The organism is Paraglaciecola sp. (assembly GCF_051252315.1).
Classification (GTDB): Bacteria; Pseudomonadota; Gammaproteobacteria; order Enterobacterales; family Alteromonadaceae; genus Paraglaciecola.
This window is the reverse complement of sequence record NZ_JBPOFP010000035.1, coordinates 1-19,374: the sequence shown is the minus strand read 5'-3', so window position 1 is coordinate 19,374 and position 19,374 is coordinate 1. Positions and strand designations below refer to the sequence as shown.

Below are 19,374 nucleotides of genomic sequence, written 5' to 3'. Positions count from 1 at the left end.
AATATGTTGGCAAAAGCCTATTTATAATAAGACTAAATCGTCTCTATGTATCACTTCTTTACTAGATGCATAACCTAGTTTAGCTTCAATTTGATTACTTTTAAGACCTTTTATAGAGGTTAAATCAGCGGCATTAAATATCGCTAACCCCTTTGCTATCGGCTGTTCTTCAAAACAAATATTAACCGCTTCTCCAGCGTCAAACTGGCCCTGCACATCAATAATGCCACTAGGCAGTAAAGACGCGCCCTTTTCCAATAACGCCTGTTTTGCACCTAAATCTACGCTAATGGTGCCCCGTACTTTTAAGGTATGGCGCAACCAGGTATCTCTAGCATTATCTAAGGTTGTTTTTGGAGTAAACAAAGTACCTGGGATTTGCCCCTTAGCTAACGTTTCAAATGCACTGGCATCTCGCCCATTGACTATCAATGTTTGAATTCCAGAATTCACACATTTTTCGGCCGCTTGAATTTTAGTTTGCATGCCTCCGGTACCCACATCACTACCAGCACCACCGGCTAAATCAAAAATGCTTTGATCTATATTGTTGATCTCTGGCATTAACTTAGCCGTCGGATTTTTACGGGGATCAGCATCATATAAGCCATCAATGTCTGAGCAAATAATCAAAGTATCCGCTTCTGCCACTAAGGCTGTGTAGGCTGCCAAATTATCGTTGTCACCTACTTTTAGTTCGTTCACTGCCACAGTGTCGTTTTCATTTACTATGGGTAATGAATTGTTTTTTAACAGCTCTCGTAAGGTGTTTTTTATGTTCACATATCGCGTTCTGTTATGTAAATCATCAGATGTCAGTAATATTTGCGCGCAATCAAAATCAAATAAACTAGCCCAATTTGCCATCATTTGAGTTTGACCAATCGCTGCCATCGCTTGTTTTTCAGCAATAGAAGGTTTGTGCTTATGGGCAATTTTACCCCTTCCAGCAGCAACACTGCCTGAAGAGACTAAAATAACCTCTTTCCCTTGTTTCCGGCTATCACTAATAAACTTAGCTATTGCCTCTAGATACTGGGTACTGCACTGATGATTACTGGGCGCAATTAAACTACTGCCCACTTTTATCACCGCACGTTTCCAGTTAAATATAGTCATGTTAAGCCTCATCTGTATAGCGCCTTAGATTACGATAAATAGCAGTATTAACAAGCCTTTGTAGTTATAAGCTATGGAACCTTGCCCTAATAAATCCAACAAATGGAAACATTTATTGCAAAAACATAGGTTATTCGGCGAAAACCGCATAAATCCGTCTAAAAGAAGGCGAATTAAACAAAAACTATTCATAAAAATACAATAAAATTCACTTCGCAGTAAAAAAAATAAAAAAGCTGCAATCACTATTAAATAAAAATCAGGGAAAAGTATGTTCAACAAATTAATTACGATATCAGTGTTATCGTTGTCTGTGTTACTCACAGCCAACGCTAGCATTAACCAAACTAAAGGAAGTTTTGAAGATAAATTTCGACAACTTGACGAATCTCTTCCTACCCCTAATGTATACCGAAATGCCGCAGGCGAACCTGGTCACAAATACTGGCAGCAGCAAGTTGATTATAAAATCCAAGCAAAATTAGACGAAAGCAAACGTCGCATAGAAGCTAGCCAAACCATTACGTATCATAATAATTCTCCCGATACGCTCAAGTACTTGTGGATACAATTAGACCAAAATAAATTTAAAAGTGATTCTATGTCTGCCACAACAACCACTTTTGGTGGCATAGGTAACAGAGGTCCAGCAACATCTGCGGCTTCATCAGACAAACCCGCTCAATTAAGCTTAGGAGCGTTACGTCGCCAACAATTTGTTGACGATAACATACTGGGTTATGACATCAGTGGTGTAAAAAACAAACGTGGTGAATCATTAAACCATGTCATTGTTGGCACCAACATGCGTATTGACTTACCGACTCATTTAAAGCCGGGTAAAAAAGTCACATTCTCTTTAGATTTTGCTTTTAACATTGTTGAGGAAGATGCCGTTTCAGCTCGTGCGGGTTATGAACATTTTCCAAATGATAAACGTGACGGCGGCAATGACATATTTTTGTTAGCCCAATGGTTTCCACGCTTACATTCTTATACAGATTATGAAGCTTGGACTAACAAAGAGTTTATTGGTCGTGGTGAATTTACCTTAGAATTTGGTAATTACGAAGTTGAACTAACAGTACCTGCTGATCACATTGTTAGTTCTACAGGTTCGTTAGAGAATGCAAATGATGTCTTAACCTCCAAACAACGTAAGCGACTTAAAGAAGCTGAAACAGCAGAGCGTATAGTATTTGTTGTCACTGCAGAAGAAGCCTTAGAAAACGAAAAGTCAGGCACTAACAAAACTAAAACTTGGAAATTCAAAGCGGACAACGTAAGAGACTTTGCTTGGGCTTCTTCACGTAAGTTTATGTGGGATGCCCGTGGGTATAAACAAGATGACAAAGAACAACCATTGGTCATGGCTATGTCTTTTTATCCTAAAGAAGGCGGCGATTTATGGAAGAAGTATTCTACTGAATCTATTATCCATACCATAGATGTGTACAACCGCTTTTCATTCAATTACCCATACCCAGTAGCACAGTCAGTAAATGGTCCTGTAGGTGGCATGGAATATCCAATGATCACCTTTAACGGCCCTAGAACTGAATTACAAAAAGATGGCAGCCGCACATATTCACAAGCTGAAAAACGCTTTTTGATTGGAGTGGTTATCCATGAAGTAGGGCATATCTACTTCCCTATGATAGTCAACTCTGACGAACGTCAATGGACTTGGATGGACGAAGGGCTTAACAGCTTTTTAGATGGTGTAGCAGGTCGCGAATGGGATCCAACTATTCCTTGGGGTGTTGAGCCAAGAGACATCACAGATTATATGAAGTCTTCAATTCAAGTACCTATTATGACCCAATCAGATAGCGTATTACGTTTAGGCCCAAATGCTTATACCAAACCGGCTGCTGCTTTAAACATTCTACGTGAAACCATATTGGGCAGAGACTTGTTCGATTTTGCCTTTAAAGAGTATGCAACGCGCTGGAAATTTAAGCGCCCTACACCATCTGACTTTTTCCGTACAATGGAAGAAGCGTCTGGCGTTGATTTAGATTGGTACTGGCGTGGCTGGTTTTACAGCACAGACCATGTAGATATTTCACTAGATAACATTTACAAGTTGCGTTTAGATACTAAAAACCCTGATATCGACTTTGCCCGTCAGCGCCAAGTTGAATTAGACAAACCTTTGTCTCTTACTGATGAGCGAAATAAAGCCGAAGGTAAAAAGTTATGGGTTGACCGTTTTCCAGACATTAAAGATTTCTACGACGCAAACGATCGTTTCACCGTAACTAACAAAGAAAGAAACAAATATCATAAGTTTGTAAACGGATTAAAACCTTGGGAAAAAGCAGCCTTTGAACGCGCGGTTAAAGAAGATAAAAACTACTATGTGTTGGAGTTTTCTAATATTGGTGGATTAGTCATGCCTATTATCCTTGAATTAACATTCGAAGATGGCAGCAAGGAAAATCAGTATATCCCGGCTGAAATTTGGCGTCGTACTTCTAAAGCAGTTAACAAACTGATTATTACCGACAAAGATAAAGAATTGGTGAGTGTAACAGTTGATCCAAGATGGGAAACTGCTGACGTAAACACGCACAATAACCACTTCCCTCGTAAAATGATTGAGTCTCGAATTGAAGCATACAAACAGAAGAAGAGTACCAAAAAGGTATCTCAAGATCTGATGCAAGATATCAAAACAGAACTTGATAAAGAGACAGGTAAAAAAGAGTACTTAGGTAAATAATGGTAAACCGATTATTTATTTTAATGGCAACTGCATTACTGTTAGTAACGCAGCTTGCCAGTGCTCATCAGCAAAAGTCTTCCATCAGTACGGTTTTGTTTAATCCCCGCACCCAAAACATTGAAGTTATGCATAGATTTAGAGTGCACGATGCAGAACATGCGGTAAAACAGATTTTTGGAAAAGACGCTGATATCTTAGACTCAAAAGAAACCCAAACTCAGTTTAGTCAATATGTAGATCAGAGATTTAGTTTGTTTGATAATCAACAAAAACCATTACCCTTAAAAGTAGTGGGGTATGAAATTGAAGGTCAATTTTTTTGGGTTTACCAAGAAACCAAACAACCGGCTAAACTTGAAAACTTGAGTATTCAACATGATGCATTGCGCGACTTGTGGCCCGAGCAAGTTAATACTATTAATGTAGAAGGAAAGGGTGATTTACAAACCTTAACTTTTACTGATTCTGTTGAATTGATTAAAGTCGAATTTAACTCACATTAAACACAGACTTTTATTAATAACTCGGCCTTGACCAGATAGTTTAACTCTCTAGTCAAGGCCTTGTTGTTTTAGCGCTTCTTTAACTATTAAATAAAACAATAAACCTGTTTAAATTCGCCTGCAGTCCAAGAGACGGTTTCACCCGTTACAGGCGCCCCGTATCAAACATTTGTCTAGCATAATACGCCGAACACAGAACACTTTGTCTAGGCCTATTTTGTAAAAACAGGCGGCCAAAATGTAATACTCTGAAATTAATAAAAGGTTATACATGTCCTCATAATAGAATACGGCTGACTTGAGCTAACTTAAGTGTGATTATCTTTAACACGCTTCGTTTTAGACGTTACAGTGGTTGGGGCATTACTATCTTGGATAGATAAATACGTCTAAACGAAGGATTCTATTTCATAAATTGAATCCCTAATGGGGAAAGGAAGAGTTATGGGAATATACCAATATTCGGGATTTGTATTAGTTTGTGGATTATTTATAGGTTGTGGCGGCTCATCTTTAGTTTCAACGTCCCCTGAATTGTCTGATCCGTCACCAGATAATAAAATAGTCCAAGACAGTAATAATACCCAGCCAGAGATAACTTTGTTAGGCGAGCGCGTTGTGATTTTGTCTTTAGGTCAAAATTATAATGAGAGCGGAGCTAAGGCGACTGATCAAGAGGATGGAGACTTGTCTGCCAGTATTTCCATTGTTGGGGCGGTAAATACCCAAGTAGTGGCTGACTATTTACTTCGTTATCAGGTCACGGATTTAAATGGGGCAATGGGTGAGGCGAATCGTATAGTGAGAGTATTCGACTCTGAGCCCGTGCGGCAATCATACCGTCAGCCAAATAATACACCAGCCGAACTAGGTTATATTGAGCATTTACCTAAAGGTTATAATAGTAGTGTTAATTATTCTGCACCGTTAATTATTTTCAATCATGGTTCTGGAGCTACGGGCTCTGGTAACCTGCATGACGTAGAGTGTTGTGGTTTGCCGGCAGTGATTAACTTTGATTCTTGGGATACCGAACTACCATTTGTCATTCTATCCCCCCATCGAAAAGACGGTCTAGATACCCAAGCTCTTGATGATTTTATAGAATATGCCTTGATAAACTATCAGGTTGACTCGCAACGTATTTATCTCGCTGGGTGGAGCCAAGGAGCCAATATATCCTTGCGTTATATGACAATTTATCCCCATAAAGTCGCGGCGGTTGTACCCATTGCGGGAGGCTGGTTTCAAGGCGTGCCAGGTAATGTTTGTGATGCTGCTGACGTACCTATGTGGAGCTTTGTAGGCACTCAAGATTCTAACCTAATTACCAATACAGGTATTACCGCAGCCAATGCGATTAACGGCTGCAATCCCAGTGAAAGAGCCAAGTTAACCAATTACCTAGAAGGTACCCATTTTACTACTTCACTTTGGCCTTTTCTTCCCAGCGAAACTCATAGTATCACTGGGGCAAGTGATAGAGTCGAGCCTGATCTATTTCAATGGTTACAGCAGCAAAGTAAGTAAGCTGAGCGCTGCTTGATAATTATTAACAATGACTTAAACGGTAAATCCAGAGCTTATTAATTAGGCTCACGCGTAGCAAGTCAGGATACGGGCACAGTGAAATCTCGGTATCCAAAAAATTAAACTGTGCATTACCATATAAAACAAAGAGTTACCTAAAAGTATTGTGGAGGTCTTGGTATTTTTACTTAGCGACTTAATCCTTGGGTCGCTTTTTGTTAAACTCACTGTTTCACTCACTAGGTAAACCTTTGATGACGCAAACGTGCGCTGACTCCCTTATTGTTCTCGATTTTGAAACCACAGGATTATCTCCGGACATGGGTGACCGAGCGATTGAAATAGGTGCCGTTAGGTTACAAAAAGGCGAAGTAGTGGAACGATTTCAAGGTTTAATGAACCCTGGTAAACGAGTGAGCCGTTTCATTGAAAATTATACCGGTATCACTAACCAAATGTTGAGTTCCGCCGCTCCCTGTGAAGAAGTGATGCATCAGTTTGCAAATTTTATTGGGGATAGCAATCTTGTGGCCCACAATGCTTCTTTTGATAAACGATTTTTAGATGCAGAATTGGGGCGAATTTCACAATCCTATCAGGGTCAGTTTGCTTGTTCTTTACTGGTTTCTAGACGTGTCTACCAGCAAGCACCGAATCACAAGCTAGGATCATTAGTTAGCTATAAAAATATTCAATCTGAAGGTCAGTTTCACCGTGCTTTATATGATTCAGAAATGACCGCAAAGTTGTGGATGGCTATGGTTGATGACATTGCTAGCCAAATGGACACTAAAGAAGTGCCCTTCTCTTTTATTCAAAAGTTAGCAAAAACACCCAAAAATAAAGTCGAAGCAGTTTTGAGCAAAGTAAAAGGATAGTGATATAAGAGTGAAGCTGGGTATCTATATTATTCATGTGTTTTTGCCTCACATCCATGCAATGCATGCTTTAGTTAAAACGTTTAAATGTTAAGCACTCAAGGCCGCTTTTCTAAATACTTTTTTAGTTCATTCAATTGAATTGATTGCACTCTATCAACTATTGGCGCGAGCTTTTCAAATCCTTCTGGATTAATCCCAGTTACTCTATACGTTAAAGTCACTTGTGTTTTTTGTTCTTGTTCAGACAATACCCAATTCAAAGCACCATACATTCCCATACCCTGTAATGGCCCTAAACCACCTGTCATTCGCAAAGTTTTATTTGGATTAACAAAGCTGATACGCATGTGTTCAGCAGATTTATCGTCCGAAACCTCGCAAAAACAACCTCCGGCATAGGCTTGAATAGAAAGCTTACCCATATCTCCCCACCAGCTATGATCTTTAGGCCACCACTTATCAATGTCCTTGACTAGTTTTGCCCACACCACTTCAGGCTTTTTGTCAGTCTGAATTGTGTTTTCAACGATAAAGCCGTGTTCAGAAACCTGTAAAACCTCGGCTTTAGCGTGTGTATTAATTAGTCCAAAACATAACAACAAAATTGAACCGCTAATTTTTTTCATTTGGTCTTCTCCGGCACTTTTAATTCCATCATAGTTTTACCTTTAACAAGCAGCATCACGATACTTAATAACGAACAAGTAAATAAAATATATTCCAACCAGATGGGTAGGGCATACATATACAACAAACTTAAACTCATTAGATGTTTAGCCCATTCAGTCCAAGTAGAAAACCATCTGTTTTCTAATATAAACCCAGTGGATAAGCTACTCAGCAGAATACCCACAACTAGCAACACTTGTTGTAAATCGCTCAGATTCGAAACATTCATAATGGTCATTAATCCAAGTACCAAAATAATAAAATATTGCAATGTGCTGTAGAGCTTGTTCGATAATGAAAGTGGGATATCAAACTTTTTGAATTGCGCTAAATTTGTTTTAGATAAAGGGTAGGCTTGTTCGACATCGGCAGGACGCCAACCAGTTGGCTTAAACCAAATAAGTATCTTGTCGGAAAAATTTTGAGCATGCCAACAGTCCTTAATAAGCTGACTATACACATGTACGTTGGCCCACAAAGGGTTCCAACTTTTTAGAGCCTTACGAATGCCATAGATAGGTTTCTCACTGTCGAGTTCGGGCTGAAAAGTATTAAACAAGCGATCCCACAGAATAAATACACCGCCGTAATTGCGGTCGATATAAATTTGATTCTGCGCATGGTGTACTCTGTGGTTAGACGGAGTGACAAAGATCCATTCAAACCAACCTAACTTAGGTACATGGCGAGTATGCACCCAAAATTGATAGACTAAGTTTAAAGCCCCTACTGCCAAGACCAGCTCTGGCTCAAACCCCATAATGGCTAACGGCAAATAGAAAATCCAACTAAAAAAGCTACTGCTGGATTGCCTAAGAGCCGTACTTAAATTGTATTCTTCACTTGAATGATGCACCACATGGGCAGCCCATAAAATATTCATTTCATGACCCAACCTGTGATTCCAATAATAACAAAAATCATATATCACAAATGCCAATACCCACGTCCATGGACTATCAGGTAAGGAAAACAGCGACACTGATTGGTAAAACAGTAGATAGATATTTACGGGAATAAGTAGCTTGATTAACCCCACCATTTGGCTCATAACGCCCGCGGTTAAACTATTAATGGTGTCATTTAGCCGATAGTACTGTGTAGATTTTACTTTTTCTAAAAGCAACTCTGTTGCAATCAATAAAAAAAATACGGGTACCGCATATAAAATGATATTCACTTAGCCTCCCGTATTTCAAAAATATGATTAACTCATTTGGATTTTTCCATCTTTGACTAAAATACAATCCATGTTGGCGGCTTCTGCTGCTTGTCGTCCAATTTCAGTATCTTCAAATACTACACATTTTGTTGGCTCAACACCTAATAATTCAGCGACTCTTAGAAAAGTTTCAGCGTGAGGTTTACCATGGGTTACGTCAGAAGCCGTGACCAAAGCGGTTATTTTTTTATCTATTCCTGTTTTGCACAATACATCTTCTGCATGTTTGCGTTCAGAGCCTGTGCCTACGCCCATCTTCAACTTACCTTGGTAATGCTCTAACACGTTACACGTTTCAGTAATTTTACTCGGCACATCGCGAATTGATGACCAATATTCCCTTTTCTTTGCTGCCACTTCTTCAGGGTTGTGATCGGTAGAGAATTTTTGATTTAATAAAACAGCAATTTGTTTAGTTGGTACTCCGCCTAATCCGTACATGTAGTCTGCGTTAAAGGGGAGACCAAAATATTCACATGTCATTTGCCAAGCGGTCACATGAGCGCCCATCGAATCGATAAGAGTGCCATCCATGTCAAACACAATCGCTTCATAACCACTTAAGTCTATCATTTATTTGCTACCTCTAATTTACATAAGCTACAAGTTGGGGAGTTTTTATTATTTTACAAGCCATCTCATTATTTACTTTTCTCAATCTTTGCTTCTATGGCTTGATTACACAAATTTACAATCTGTTCATATCATTTTAAACTAAAATTAAGTAGGCTAAACGTTAATATGTAGTGCTTGTTGCATACAATGGGAATATTCATGAACGACGAAGCAAAAAAATCTTTAGTCCCTCATTTCATAATTGGAGCGAGTGTTGTAATTATAATACTTGCCGTATTTTTTTGGCCTGAAGAAACGCCCGTTAAACCTCTCCCTATAATTAATGAGCCGGTCAATACTCCTATAATAAAGCCAGAGCCACAGCCCGAACCTCAAATAGTAGAGCCTGAACCCTATGAACCTGAGCCCGAACCTGTTGAGCCATTGGTAATTGAAGAGCCTGCAGTGGAAGAACCACTAGACGTTAGCGATGGCGCAGTCAAAACAAAGTTACTTTCCTTATCTGATTATGATGCCTTTGCTCGATTGTTAATTGATGAATCCTTATTACAGCGTTTTGTAGTGATGACGACTACACTTGCTGACGAAAATATTTCTGCAAGCCACAATGTATTATCTAACCCAGAGAAGCCTTTTAGAACCTATCGCCAAGCAGATAAAGATTGGATTGATCCTGCCAGTTACAAACGATATGTGCCTTATGTTGATGTGTTTGAGTCGCTTCAAACTGAATCTTTAATTCAGTTGTATCAAGAATATAAACCAGCTATCGAAGAAATTTTTGCTGAAATCAGTAACCCAAGAGACACCTTTGAAGAAAAATTAGCGGATGCAATTAACGTATTGTTAGACACACCAGAAGTGCCTGTACCTGTAGAAGTTTTCACAGACAGCGTTATGTTCAAATTTGCAGATGAGCGATTAGAAGGTTTATCTGCGCCTCAAAAGCAATTATTAAGAACTGGCCCAGAAAACATGCGACGTATCAAAGCCAAATTGCGAGAGATTAAAGAAACTCTGGCTCTTTAATTTCTCACTTTATCAAAATGAATTATGCCTATTTCAGGAGTTTTTCTCGCGTTCGTTTCCAGCAATGATTTAATAAACAAATTCAAGTACCTACCTCAAACTTTATGCAATTTTATTTAAGGTTTCATGGTCTGATAATGGGCACTTAACCAGTCAATTCAAAAAATGGAGAATACCTAGTGAAAAAACTTATTACCACTTTGCTGCTTACCACTCTTTGCAGCAGTGCTTATGCAGCTAGTGAATTTGAAAGTACGGCAAACAAAATAAAAGCCGCGATAAAATCAGAAGTTCGTACTGAAAAGGATACAAAGCGAGACAAAAACCGTAAAGCATTACAAACCCTAAAGTTTTTTGGGTTACGTGATGATATGAAAATAGTTGAGTTAATACCTGGTGGAGGCTGGTATACAAAGATATTAGCACCAACCGTAGCTGAAAAAGGGCAATATTACGGCGCTTTGTATACCGGCCCGATAAAAAAATTGGCAAAACAGCCTGGGTTTGAAAAAATAAAAATTCTAGCTGAAGACTCAAAAATTTATAAAGAAGAAGGAGCTAAATTTTACTCGTTAGAAGCCAATACGCTTGAGGTGAAAAATGTAGATATGGTGCTAACGTTCCGTAACTACCATAACTTTGCAGAAGAAGGTCGTCGTAAAATGAATAAACTTGCTTTTGATGCATTAAAAGCGGGTGGAACCTATGCAGTAGTAGACCATACGCGAAGACATATGGAGCAAAACACGCCATCCAACAATCGTAGGTTTGATCCGGTTTTAGCCATTAAAGAAATACAAGAAGCCGGCTTTGAATTTGTCGATTTTAGTACTTTACACTACCGTGAAGATGACGAATTGGAATATGAAGTAGGGGTAAAGTCAGTCACTGGTAATACAGACCGCTGGACTATTAAGTTTCGCAAACCAATTTAATTTAGAATTCAAAATACCAAACTAGCAACATACTTTGTTGCTAGTTTTTCCACTCTAAAATATCTGCTCAAAAAACCACCACCTTAACTGGCAAAATATTTTCTCGCTGCTATAAGTATTAAACGTACTGTTAGGATGCGGTATTTCATATATTTCGAAGTTAGCAAATAAAATGAAGATCTGAATTATTCGGTACTAAGTGAAGTATTGAAGTGTTTTACATTCACACTATTCCTCTTTAAAGACTTGAATTTAAAGAGGTATTTAATAATACAGAAATCTGGGGTTACTCCCGGAGATAACCAAGGAAATTGTCATGGCAATAGGAGAAGAACTTTCCAGTATTGATTTTAAATCTATGATTGGCGGGCCTTTAGATGCCGTCGTTCGGGCGCAAGCCCAATCTGCACAAACCTCTGTAGATTTTATCAAAGCCGTTGGTTTTGATGAAGATACAAATGAACCTACAATGGTGACATTCAGTTACATGAAGGCGGTAGAAATAAAAGATGCCGAAGGTAATGTAACCTCAGTAGAACCCAAGAAGTTTGATTTAACCGTTCCCATACTCACAATGTTACCAATACCTTTCATTCGAGTAGAAGAAACAACCATTAGTTTTAACGCAAAAATAAACTCAGTACAGGAATCGACAACGTCGTCATCAAAAAGCCTGAACGCAAGTTTATCAGCTAAAGGTGGATGGGGGCCGGTATCAGTCAAAGTTAGCGCAAGTTATTCCAGTAAAAGCGCTAAATCGAGTTCATCTAAAATTGAGCGAACTTATAGCTTGTCGGTAAACGTGAGAGCTGTGCAAGATGAACTGCCTGCAGGAACAGAAAAATTGTTAGGAATCTTAGAAAATTCAATAACAGAAGTGGAATCTGCAGCTTAGTTATAAAGGGGCATATTGCCCCTTTTTATTTAAGTAATACTACAGGAGTGGAACATGTCAGAATTAAGTGAAGTGTTAGGTGCTGTAATGATTAGTTTAGTTCATGCAAGACGTTTAGCAGATGAAGAAACAGCAGCCGTAGCAGAGTATTATAAAGATAATCCTTTGTTAGAAGGCATGAGCTTACCTCGAGTGCGCGTGCCAGAATTAACCATAGATATGCCCGTAACATTTGAACAGCATATTCCTGCTAAAGATGCAGAACTAGACTCGCCAAGTAACATTCATAAAGCACTAATGGAGCAATTTAAACAGAGCTTAGATGATGAGGATATACTGAGTAAAACCAAAAGTTTTCAAGCGTCTTTTGACAAAGAATCAAAACTAGCATTAGACAAAATGTCTGAATTACAACGAGCTGGTGGAACGCGAGTCACCCGAGAGGCGTTATTGAGAAGTATTGATGATGCGTTTTCTAAATCGCTCAAAAAGAATGTTGCCAATAAAGAAATCCCATTTGAAAAAACCCAAGTAGTGAGCAAGTCCATTAGACACAAGTTGTCTCAAGTCGCATTAAAGTCGAATTCAAATCCATTGTCTTTGGTGGCTAACGCTACAACGAGTGCGGTCAAAGAGTCGACTAATTCAGCCAATAGTGTGCGATTACAAATCACCTTGCGTGAAGAAGGATTAGAATGGGCGACAAGTAGTCAGGATGGAAAATTAAAAAATCGCTTACAGCCCGAGTAAACTATGCGCTCTATTGCTAAAGAAAAAATTATCCATCAACTATTGCTGTTAACTAATATCACTGACAAATACATGTTGCTCGATCCTAGTTACCCACAAAAATCTTTGACATGGCTGGTTGAAACAGAAAAACAATTAGAACCTCTTCGTCTTCCTGTTGTTTCAAGATTAGCATCATTAAGAGGTATGTTAGTGGCCTGCGACGATGGTTACCAAGATCCAAATATAGCGCAATCATCACGCAGTAAACGTAAGGCTAAAAGAGCGTTAACGGCACACATTATTAGTCAAGCTGAACAAGCTCTTAGAGAAGAAGTGGAAGTTATTGATCACGGTTTTAGTGAACTCATAGACAAGTTATCTCAACTATTAGCAATTCGATTTTCTCAACAAGAGCTACCAACCACACCACAAGTGACTATGGGTTATGTAGATAATATTTGGGGGTTATTAGGTGATAACCAAGAAACTAAAAGCATGTATCGATATATAGAAGCTAGAGTGGGAGAGACAGATCGGAGGTATTTATTACAGTCACTGTTAGACAACATGTTATCTCACAATAATTAACAGCCTTTTTTTACCACATACCGATAAGGACTTTGTTCAGTATCAGTAGCTAATAACTCGTGATCCATAAACCGGCAAAAACTAGGGATATCTCGAGTAGTAGAGTGATCATCTGCAGTAACCACCAAAGTTTGTCCCACCTGCATTTCACGAATTTTAAGACGTATCATCATTACAGGTTCTGGACAACGAAGACCTAGAGCATCAAGCTCAAAGTCTGCGTTATCAAAGAGGTTTAATTCAATCAAAAAGCTATATCCCGAAATCGACTCTATATTGCTGAATATTGACTAAGTGTTCAGCCATGTCTGGCTTATCAGCCAAATATTCAACCAAGTCAGCCAAGCTCACAATCGATACAACTTGAGTATTAAAATCTCGCTCAACTTCTTGAATAGCCGAAAGCTCGCCTTGACCTTTTTCTTGACGGTCTAAGGCAATCAGCACACCGGCTAAATCAGCATTGTTAGCTTGAATAAGCAACATAGATTCGCGAATGGCTGTACCAGCCGTTATCACATCATCCACCAGCATGATTTTGCCAGCTAAAGGACTGCCAACTAAATTACCACCTTCACCATGAGTTTTGGCTTCTTTACGATTAAAACAATAAGGCTTATCTACCCCATGTTTATCCGCAAGCGCTACGGCAGTGGTGGTAGCAATTGGAATACCTTTATAAGCAGGTCCAAACAAAACATCATAATCAATATTGGATGATTGCAACGCTTGTGCGTAGAACTGTCCTAACTTGGCTAAATCACCACCAGTATTAAACAACCCCGCATTAAAAAAGTACGGGCTAGTGCGGCCAGATTTAAGAGTAAATTGCCCAAATTTTAAAACATTACGAGCTAGGGCAAACTCAATAAATGCTTTTTGATAATCTTGCATAGTTAACTCTTAATTTTTCTTAGTTTAACGCTGACTTTTGTTCGTCGAACAATTCACGAATACCATGTTTGGCCAATTCTAACATTTCGTTTAATTCGTCAAAATCAAATGGTTCGCCTTCAGCAGTGCCTTGCACTTCGATTAATTTACCTGTGTCTGTCATCACAACATTCATGTCTGTTTCTGCGTCTGAGTCTTCTAGGTATTCCAAATCAGCAATAGCTGTTCCTTTGTAAACACCTACAGATAAAGCAGCAATCATATGTTTAATTGGGTTCGCTTTTAAAATGCCTTTAGAGCGCATCCAACTCAATGCGTCGGCTAAAGCAACACATGCACCGGTAATGGAAGCCGTACGAGTTCCGCCATCTGCTTGAATTACATCACAATCAACAACAATAGTGTTTTCACCTAGTAACTTTAAATCAACCGCCGCACGTAATGAGCGAGCAATAAGACGTTGAATTTCTAGAGTACGTCCGCCTTGTTTTCCTCTCGCAGCTTCGCGATCTGAACGGGTATGAGTAGCGCGTGGCAGCATGCTATATTCAGCTGTTACCCAACCTTGCCCTTTACCCTTCATAAAACGTGGTACACCTTCTGTCACAGAGGCATTACATAAAACTTTAGTGTTACCAAATTCAATTAATACCGATCCTTCAGCATGACAGGTAAAATTTCTGGTTATTGTTACAGGGCGGATTTGGCTTGCAGTTCTTCCACTTGGACGCATGGTGGTACTCCATCAATAAATTTGCTGCGAATTATAACCAGAAAACAGACATTGTTTCTGGTTAATTATGAGCATAATTTGTTATTGAATAGGCTATCTGAAAAATATGCAGGAGTGACTCACACAGATAGCGAATTTAAAGGTGATATGCGTATAATGTGCCCAATTAAACTTTTGGAGAATTTTCGATGATTTACAGTATGACCGCCTTTGCACGCAGAGAACTTAAAGCCGAGTGGGGCACAGCTGTATGGGAGATTCGATCAGTTAACCAAAGGTTTTTAGAAACCTATTTTCGTCTACCTGAACAATTTAAGAGCATGGAACCGGTTTTACGTGAACGCTTTCGTAAAAGCTTACAACGCGGGAAAGTAGAATGTGCACTTAGATTTGTGGCCAATGATGCAGCGGTAGGCCAATTGAGCTTAAACGAAGACTTAGCCAAACAATTAATGCAAGCCGCCGACTGGGTTCAAAGCCAAGGGCAATCAAACGGTGTTAACCCTGTAGACATTTTACGTTGGCCTGGTGTTATTGCAGCCGAAGAAGCTGATATGGACAGCATTCAAGGTGACATTCTTAACGAGTTTGATTTAACCCTAAAAGACTTTATTGCAGCCCGAGCAACGGAAGGAAGCAACCTTAAAACGCTTATCGAACAGCGTTTGGATGGCATCCAAGTTGAAGTTGATAATGTTACCGGTTATATGCCTGAAATTATTCAATGGCAAAGAGATAAAATTCAAAATCGTTTTGAAGAAGCAAAAATAGAATTAGACGCTGCTAGAGTCGAACAAGAAATGGTCATGTTAGCGCAAAAGGTAGATGTAGCCGAAGAACTTGATCGTTTAGTTTCACACATAAGTGAAACTCGAAAAATTCTCAATAAAGGTGGCGCTGTAGGCCGTAGATTAGACTTTATGATGCAAGAATTTAACCGCGAATCTAACACACTGGGTTCAAAATCGATAAATACAGATACAACTCAATCAGCAGTAGAACTAAAAGTGCTTATCGAGCAAATGCGCGAACAGATCGCGAATATAGAATAAATTTATACCTATTTGGGCAAAATATAAGAAAGAGGGGCCAGTTGTATTTCTCCTTGAAACAACACCTCTTTTTCTTGGTTTAATGCAAAACAATAGTGTTTTATCAATCCTGAATGACCTTCAATTTCTGGTTCAGTATCTGAAATAGGCGGCCCAACTAAAATATGGATTTTTTGGTCACTACGTAGTTTTTCTACATTGCGTCTATTGACAGATATTTTATGAGACGTATACACCATAGGGTTTCGCTTAAAATCCAAACCTTCTGCTTTTCCTCTTTCAAGTAACGCACAAGAAATAAGACTGGTGCAATAGGTTTCTGGAAATACTATTTTGTCATTAACCTCATCTAGATAATCCGACTGCTCAACATAGGAGCTGGTTAAGAAATTTTTGGCATTACTGTTAGTTGTGAATTTCCTTTTATAGAAGTAGCCGGTGTTATCAACTATGTTTCTATCTAATAGATTTCCAATAAAAAGCGTTTGATGTAGCGCTACATCATTAGCAAATAAAGGTCGACTAGATTCACTTTTAAAGCCAATTAAAACAATTCCTTGCTCATTTTTAATGACTACACGATTAGAGAGAACAGTTTGCTCACTTGACGACAAGCGAGATTTTTTGATTAAGGCGGTCAATTGATCCTTAGGCTTAACCACACCAGCAAAATTGAAGGAGTAATTACTAAAAGTAAGTTGTTCTTGTTCAATAAGGCTTATCTCATCATGATGTTGACGATAACGTTTAACCAAATTTTCAATGAAGCACTCTAACTGGAAACCTAAAGCAATAGGACCTTCAAAAGGATTACCTTCAATCTGATCCCACTGTTTTTTGTCATGAAATAAATTGAAATCATCAGTCGCGTTACGAGCCACATCGATATGTACTAAATCTAGACTAAATTTTCCTTCATTTATATTCATACACTTTTCCAATTAAATACCTAATAACTTAACTTTTTTGATTTAAAGATGAGAAAATTCAACTAACGAACCTAGTATAATAAGACAATAGATAAAGTTGAAGAATCTAACAATTAATCATAATGACTTAATTTGTCAGCTTTTTTTACACCCATCCAACCTGAAATTTATATCTATATGAATTTATTAACAAATTAATCTTGGCTTGGTTTTTGATTATAACAATATTAATGGATTGATTATTACTCTATAAGTTTTCATTATACTTATAGGCCATTTACAATGACTTATTAAATAACTGGTTAAGATGTACAGATGTCTTGTTTAACACGTAAATTACAGCAAAAACTCACTCGTTATGTACAAAAAAATAGCGCAAATTTCTCTTCAAATGATCCCGAATGTATAAGGGAAGAATTAGTGAATAAAGGAATTTGTCCTTCTGACGTAACAAGTGATCAGCTAAAAATAATAATTAAAGAAGCAGCGAGTCACTAAACTAATATTCTAGTTTATTTAAGATTTCTATTAGATCTGGCTGCCATTGGAATAACTTCATTTTGACTCGGTTGTTGATTACCACCACCTCTTCTTCTTGAAGTAAACCAGCTTGAACAATCGCTGACTCTGAACCTAATGGAAAAGCAATTTGTCCATTGGAACGTAAAACGCGATACCAAGGCACGTTCATATCACTTGGAATAAACCCTAAAGATTTACCCACTAACCTTGCTCTACCAGGCAAGCCTGCCAAATCAGCAATTTGCCCATAACTAGACACAAATCCGATAGGAATTAACTGCACCGTTCGCCAAATCTGAATGTAGTTGGAGTTTATTGGTTTCACTTAACTTGTTTATGTAATGGATAATGTAGATTGATTGTCTCAAAATCAATAGATGAACCTACCCGTTGAAATGGTCGATATTTGGCTAAATCACTAGGAGAAACCTTACCAACAATTTTATTAAGATCATTCAGTCTTACTCCTGACCTAACGAGGTAACAAATATAAGTATGCCGAAGTACATTGAGACTAAATTGTTCGGGGTTTTCCAATTCAACGTCATACGCGGTATTAATAACCACCTGTTCTAGATCTTCAACCTTGTCAATAGTCGACCAAAACGAAGTTAATTCTGAATTATCCTGGCAAAATAACGCAATATTCTCAGACAAGTGTTGAGACAGCTCTAAAATACGCTTTGAACCAGTTTGAATAGAAACCGTAGAATATCCTTCAGAAAAATGACTACGTTCAAGCTGACAAAGCTCATCTATATTTAAGCCTGCGTAAACCAGCCCAATAATTACCTTACTTTCACTATTTGATACGCTGTACAATGCTTTGGATTCTACTTCTGTCAACTCTCGCAAAATCTCATTAGGGCTAGTCTCACTTCCAATTGATAACGTCGGGGAATTTTGAGCAAGTTGAACTTGATCTGCTCCTGATAATTGAGATAAACCATTATCTAAACTTTGACCTGGCACCACCATATAGTTTGTAGAAGCTTGAGGAACGTATTTTTGTTTAACTACGTATCCAAATAAAAGTAAAGCAATAACACTGCTTACAAAAGCCACTAATAAACTAATTAAAGAAATAAACCAATAATCTGGACCACTTGGAAAATTAGGCGTATATGGAGCTTCTAATACACTAATTTTAGCGTCAAAGGGCTGTGAAACTTCTTGCGAAACTTGTTGATTGCGGATTTTTTGTTCTTGCTCTTGCAAAGCCGTTAGCTCTGTATTCAAGATTTTATATTCTTGGAGTTTTTGGCTGAATATTTGAGCTTGTTGATTTTGCACTTCAAATTGCAATTGCATTTGAAGTACTTTTTCATTTGCAGCAGTTAAATCACGTTCAGTATCTTGCAAATAAAGTTTTTGACTGGATTTTAACTGTTCAAATAACGATTTTTCTAACACTGTGACTGTTTGTTGCTTATTTACAATTATTGGGTCTCGCTCTAAATAGGCTTGAGTATACTTTTGCTCAAGGCTAGATAGCTCTCTGGTCAATAACTGCAATCTTTGTTTAGTTGCGTTAATCCCAGCTTTATCTTCATCCCGAATAATAGACTGATTTTTTTGGACTGAATCGACTAAACTATTTAACAATGCTTGAGCAGCTGTTTTTTCTGAAATAGCTTGATCTAAATTAGCACTCAAAGCCTTTACTTTAATTAATAAGCGGTTTTCATCACGCTCTAAAGAGGTTATTTCATGCTCCTCAGCAAATGAAATAATCTCCTTTCTTTTGACGTCTATCTTATTTTCTATTGCCAAAAGTTGAGTATTTGAAGTGTTCATAACCTCAGAGTTATTTTCAACTTGTTCAGACTCTACT

At 38.2% G+C, this 19,374-nt stretch carries 21 protein-coding genes; 11 read left to right on the top strand and 10 right to left on the bottom strand.

Annotated elements, in window-relative coordinates:
• Positions 1–21 precede the first annotated feature (21 nt).
• On the bottom strand, positions 22–1,119 hold the full coding sequence (gene proB / locus ACSHXM_RS08975; protein ID WP_435688419.1) for a glutamate 5-kinase: 1,098 nt from the start codon (positions 1,117–1,119) through the stop codon (positions 22–24).
• Positions 1,120–1,390: 271 nt separating this feature from the next.
• Between proB and ACSHXM_RS08970 the strand changes: the two genes are divergently transcribed.
• The 4 genes from ACSHXM_RS08970 to ACSHXM_RS08955 all read left to right on the top strand — a co-directional run bounded on the left by ACSHXM_RS08970 (position 1,391) and on the right by ACSHXM_RS08955 (position 6,761).
• Positions 1,391–3,847, top strand: coding sequence for a M1 family metallopeptidase (locus ACSHXM_RS08970; RefSeq protein ID WP_435688418.1), 2,457 nt, complete (start codon positions 1,391–1,393; stop codon positions 3,845–3,847).
• Positions 3,847–4,353 (top strand): DUF6702 family protein, encoded by a 507-nt coding sequence (locus ACSHXM_RS08965; protein ID WP_435688417.1) that lies wholly within the window; start codon positions 3,847–3,849, stop codon positions 4,351–4,353. Before ACSHXM_RS08970 ends, ACSHXM_RS08965 begins: the two co-directional genes overlap by 1 nt.
• Positions 4,354–4,797: 444 nt before the next feature.
• A complete protein-coding gene (locus ACSHXM_RS08960; RefSeq protein ID WP_435688416.1) occupies positions 4,798–5,883 on the top strand; it encodes an immunoglobulin-like domain-containing protein in 1,086 nt (361 codons plus the stop codon).
• A gap of 254 nt (positions 5,884–6,137) precedes the next feature.
• The gene (locus ACSHXM_RS08955) at positions 6,138–6,761 is read left to right on the top strand and encodes a 3'-5' exonuclease (RefSeq protein WP_435688415.1); all 624 of its coding nucleotides are present in this window, start codon (positions 6,138–6,140) and stop codon (positions 6,759–6,761) included.
• A gap of 98 nt (positions 6,762–6,859) precedes the next feature.
• On the opposite strand, the gene ACSHXM_RS08950 is transcribed toward ACSHXM_RS08955, so the two are convergent.
• Genes ACSHXM_RS08950 through ACSHXM_RS08940 form a run of 3 tightly spaced genes read right to left on the bottom strand, consistent with a single transcriptional unit; the run spans position 6,860 to position 9,228 of the window.
• Entirely contained in the window at positions 6,860–7,390 is a 531-nt protein-coding gene (locus tag ACSHXM_RS08950) for an SRPBCC domain-containing protein (RefSeq protein ID WP_435688414.1), read from the bottom strand.
• A complete protein-coding gene (locus ACSHXM_RS08945; RefSeq protein ID WP_435688413.1) occupies positions 7,387–8,613 on the bottom strand; it encodes a sterol desaturase family protein in 1,227 nt (408 codons plus the stop codon). The genes ACSHXM_RS08950 and ACSHXM_RS08945 overlap by 4 nt, the downstream gene beginning before the upstream one ends.
• Positions 8,614–8,640: 27 nt before the next feature.
• Positions 8,641–9,228 (bottom strand): beta-phosphoglucomutase family hydrolase, encoded by a 588-nt coding sequence (locus ACSHXM_RS08940; protein WP_435688412.1) that lies wholly within the window; start codon positions 9,226–9,228, stop codon positions 8,641–8,643.
• Positions 9,229–9,429: 201 nt separating this feature from the next.
• Between ACSHXM_RS08940 and ACSHXM_RS08935 the strand changes: the two genes are divergently transcribed.
• The 5 genes from ACSHXM_RS08935 to ACSHXM_RS08915 all read left to right on the top strand — a co-directional run bounded on the left by ACSHXM_RS08935 (position 9,430) and on the right by ACSHXM_RS08915 (position 13,410).
• Positions 9,430–10,260, top strand: a complete 831-nt coding sequence (locus ACSHXM_RS08935; protein ID WP_435688411.1) for a DUF3014 domain-containing protein — start codon at positions 9,430–9,432, stop codon at positions 10,258–10,260.
• 179 nt (positions 10,261–10,439) lie between these two features.
• Positions 10,440–11,195, top strand: a complete 756-nt coding sequence (locus ACSHXM_RS08930) for a class I SAM-dependent methyltransferase (protein WP_435688410.1) — start codon at positions 10,440–10,442, stop codon at positions 11,193–11,195.
• A 316-nt stretch (positions 11,196–11,511) separates the two neighbouring features.
• Positions 11,512–12,090 carry a DUF2589 domain-containing protein gene (locus tag ACSHXM_RS08925; RefSeq protein WP_435688409.1) on the top strand — a complete coding sequence of 193 codons (579 nt, stop codon included), beginning with the start codon at positions 11,512–11,514 and terminating at the stop codon, positions 12,088–12,090.
• A gap of 54 nt (positions 12,091–12,144) precedes the next feature.
• Positions 12,145–12,840 carry a hypothetical protein gene (locus ACSHXM_RS08920; protein WP_435688408.1) on the top strand — a complete coding sequence of 232 codons (696 nt, stop codon included), beginning with the start codon at positions 12,145–12,147 and terminating at the stop codon, positions 12,838–12,840.
• A gap of 3 nt (positions 12,841–12,843) precedes the next feature.
• Complete coding sequence (locus ACSHXM_RS08915) at positions 12,844–13,410, top strand: hypothetical protein (protein ID WP_435688407.1); 567 nt, start codon at positions 12,844–12,846, stop codon at positions 13,408–13,410.
• Here ACSHXM_RS08915 and tusA read toward each other — a convergent pair.
• The 3 genes from tusA to rph are packed head-to-tail and all read right to left on the bottom strand — an operon-like array spanning position 13,407 to position 15,037.
• Positions 13,407–13,655, bottom strand: a complete 249-nt coding sequence (gene tusA / locus ACSHXM_RS08910; RefSeq protein ID WP_435688445.1) for a sulfurtransferase TusA — start codon at positions 13,653–13,655, stop codon at positions 13,407–13,409. The genes ACSHXM_RS08915 and tusA overlap by 4 nt on opposite strands.
• A 7-nt stretch (positions 13,656–13,662) precedes the next feature.
• Entirely contained in the window at positions 13,663–14,304 is a 642-nt protein-coding gene (gene pyrE, locus ACSHXM_RS08905; protein ID WP_435688406.1) for an orotate phosphoribosyltransferase, read from the bottom strand.
• Between the two features lie 19 nt (positions 14,305–14,323).
• Positions 14,324–15,037, bottom strand: a complete 714-nt coding sequence (gene rph / locus ACSHXM_RS08900) for a ribonuclease PH (protein WP_435688405.1) — start codon at positions 15,035–15,037, stop codon at positions 14,324–14,326.
• Positions 15,038–15,225: 188 nt separating this feature from the next.
• Between rph and ACSHXM_RS08895 the strand changes: the two genes are divergently transcribed.
• Positions 15,226–16,089: a YicC/YloC family endoribonuclease gene (locus ACSHXM_RS08895; protein WP_435688404.1), complete on the top strand. Its 864-nt coding sequence runs from the start codon at positions 15,226–15,228 to the stop codon at positions 16,087–16,089.
• 8 nt (positions 16,090–16,097) lie between these two features.
• Here the strand turns inward: ACSHXM_RS08895 and ACSHXM_RS08890 are convergent, their stop codons facing one another.
• A complete protein-coding gene (locus ACSHXM_RS08890) occupies positions 16,098–17,018 on the bottom strand; it encodes a hypothetical protein (protein ID WP_435688403.1) in 921 nt (306 codons plus the stop codon).
• A 315-nt stretch (positions 17,019–17,333) separates the two neighbouring features.
• Between ACSHXM_RS08890 and ACSHXM_RS08885 the strand changes: the two genes are divergently transcribed.
• Positions 17,334–17,516 (top strand): hypothetical protein, encoded by a 183-nt coding sequence (locus ACSHXM_RS08885; protein WP_435688402.1) that lies wholly within the window; start codon positions 17,334–17,336, stop codon positions 17,514–17,516.
• Position 17,517: 1 nt separating this feature from the next.
• Here ACSHXM_RS08885 and ACSHXM_RS08880 read toward each other — a convergent pair whose 3' ends face one another.
• Together ACSHXM_RS08880 and ACSHXM_RS08875 are read right to left on the bottom strand one after the other, a co-directional pair.
• Positions 17,518–17,856, bottom strand: a complete 339-nt coding sequence (locus tag ACSHXM_RS08880; protein WP_435688444.1) for an MGMT family protein — start codon at positions 17,854–17,856, stop codon at positions 17,518–17,520.
• Positions 17,857–17,861: 5 nt separating this feature from the next.
• Positions 17,862–19,374, bottom strand: a 1,513-nt coding sequence (locus ACSHXM_RS08875; protein WP_435688401.1) for a hypothetical protein, incomplete at its 5' end; no start/stop codon positions are given.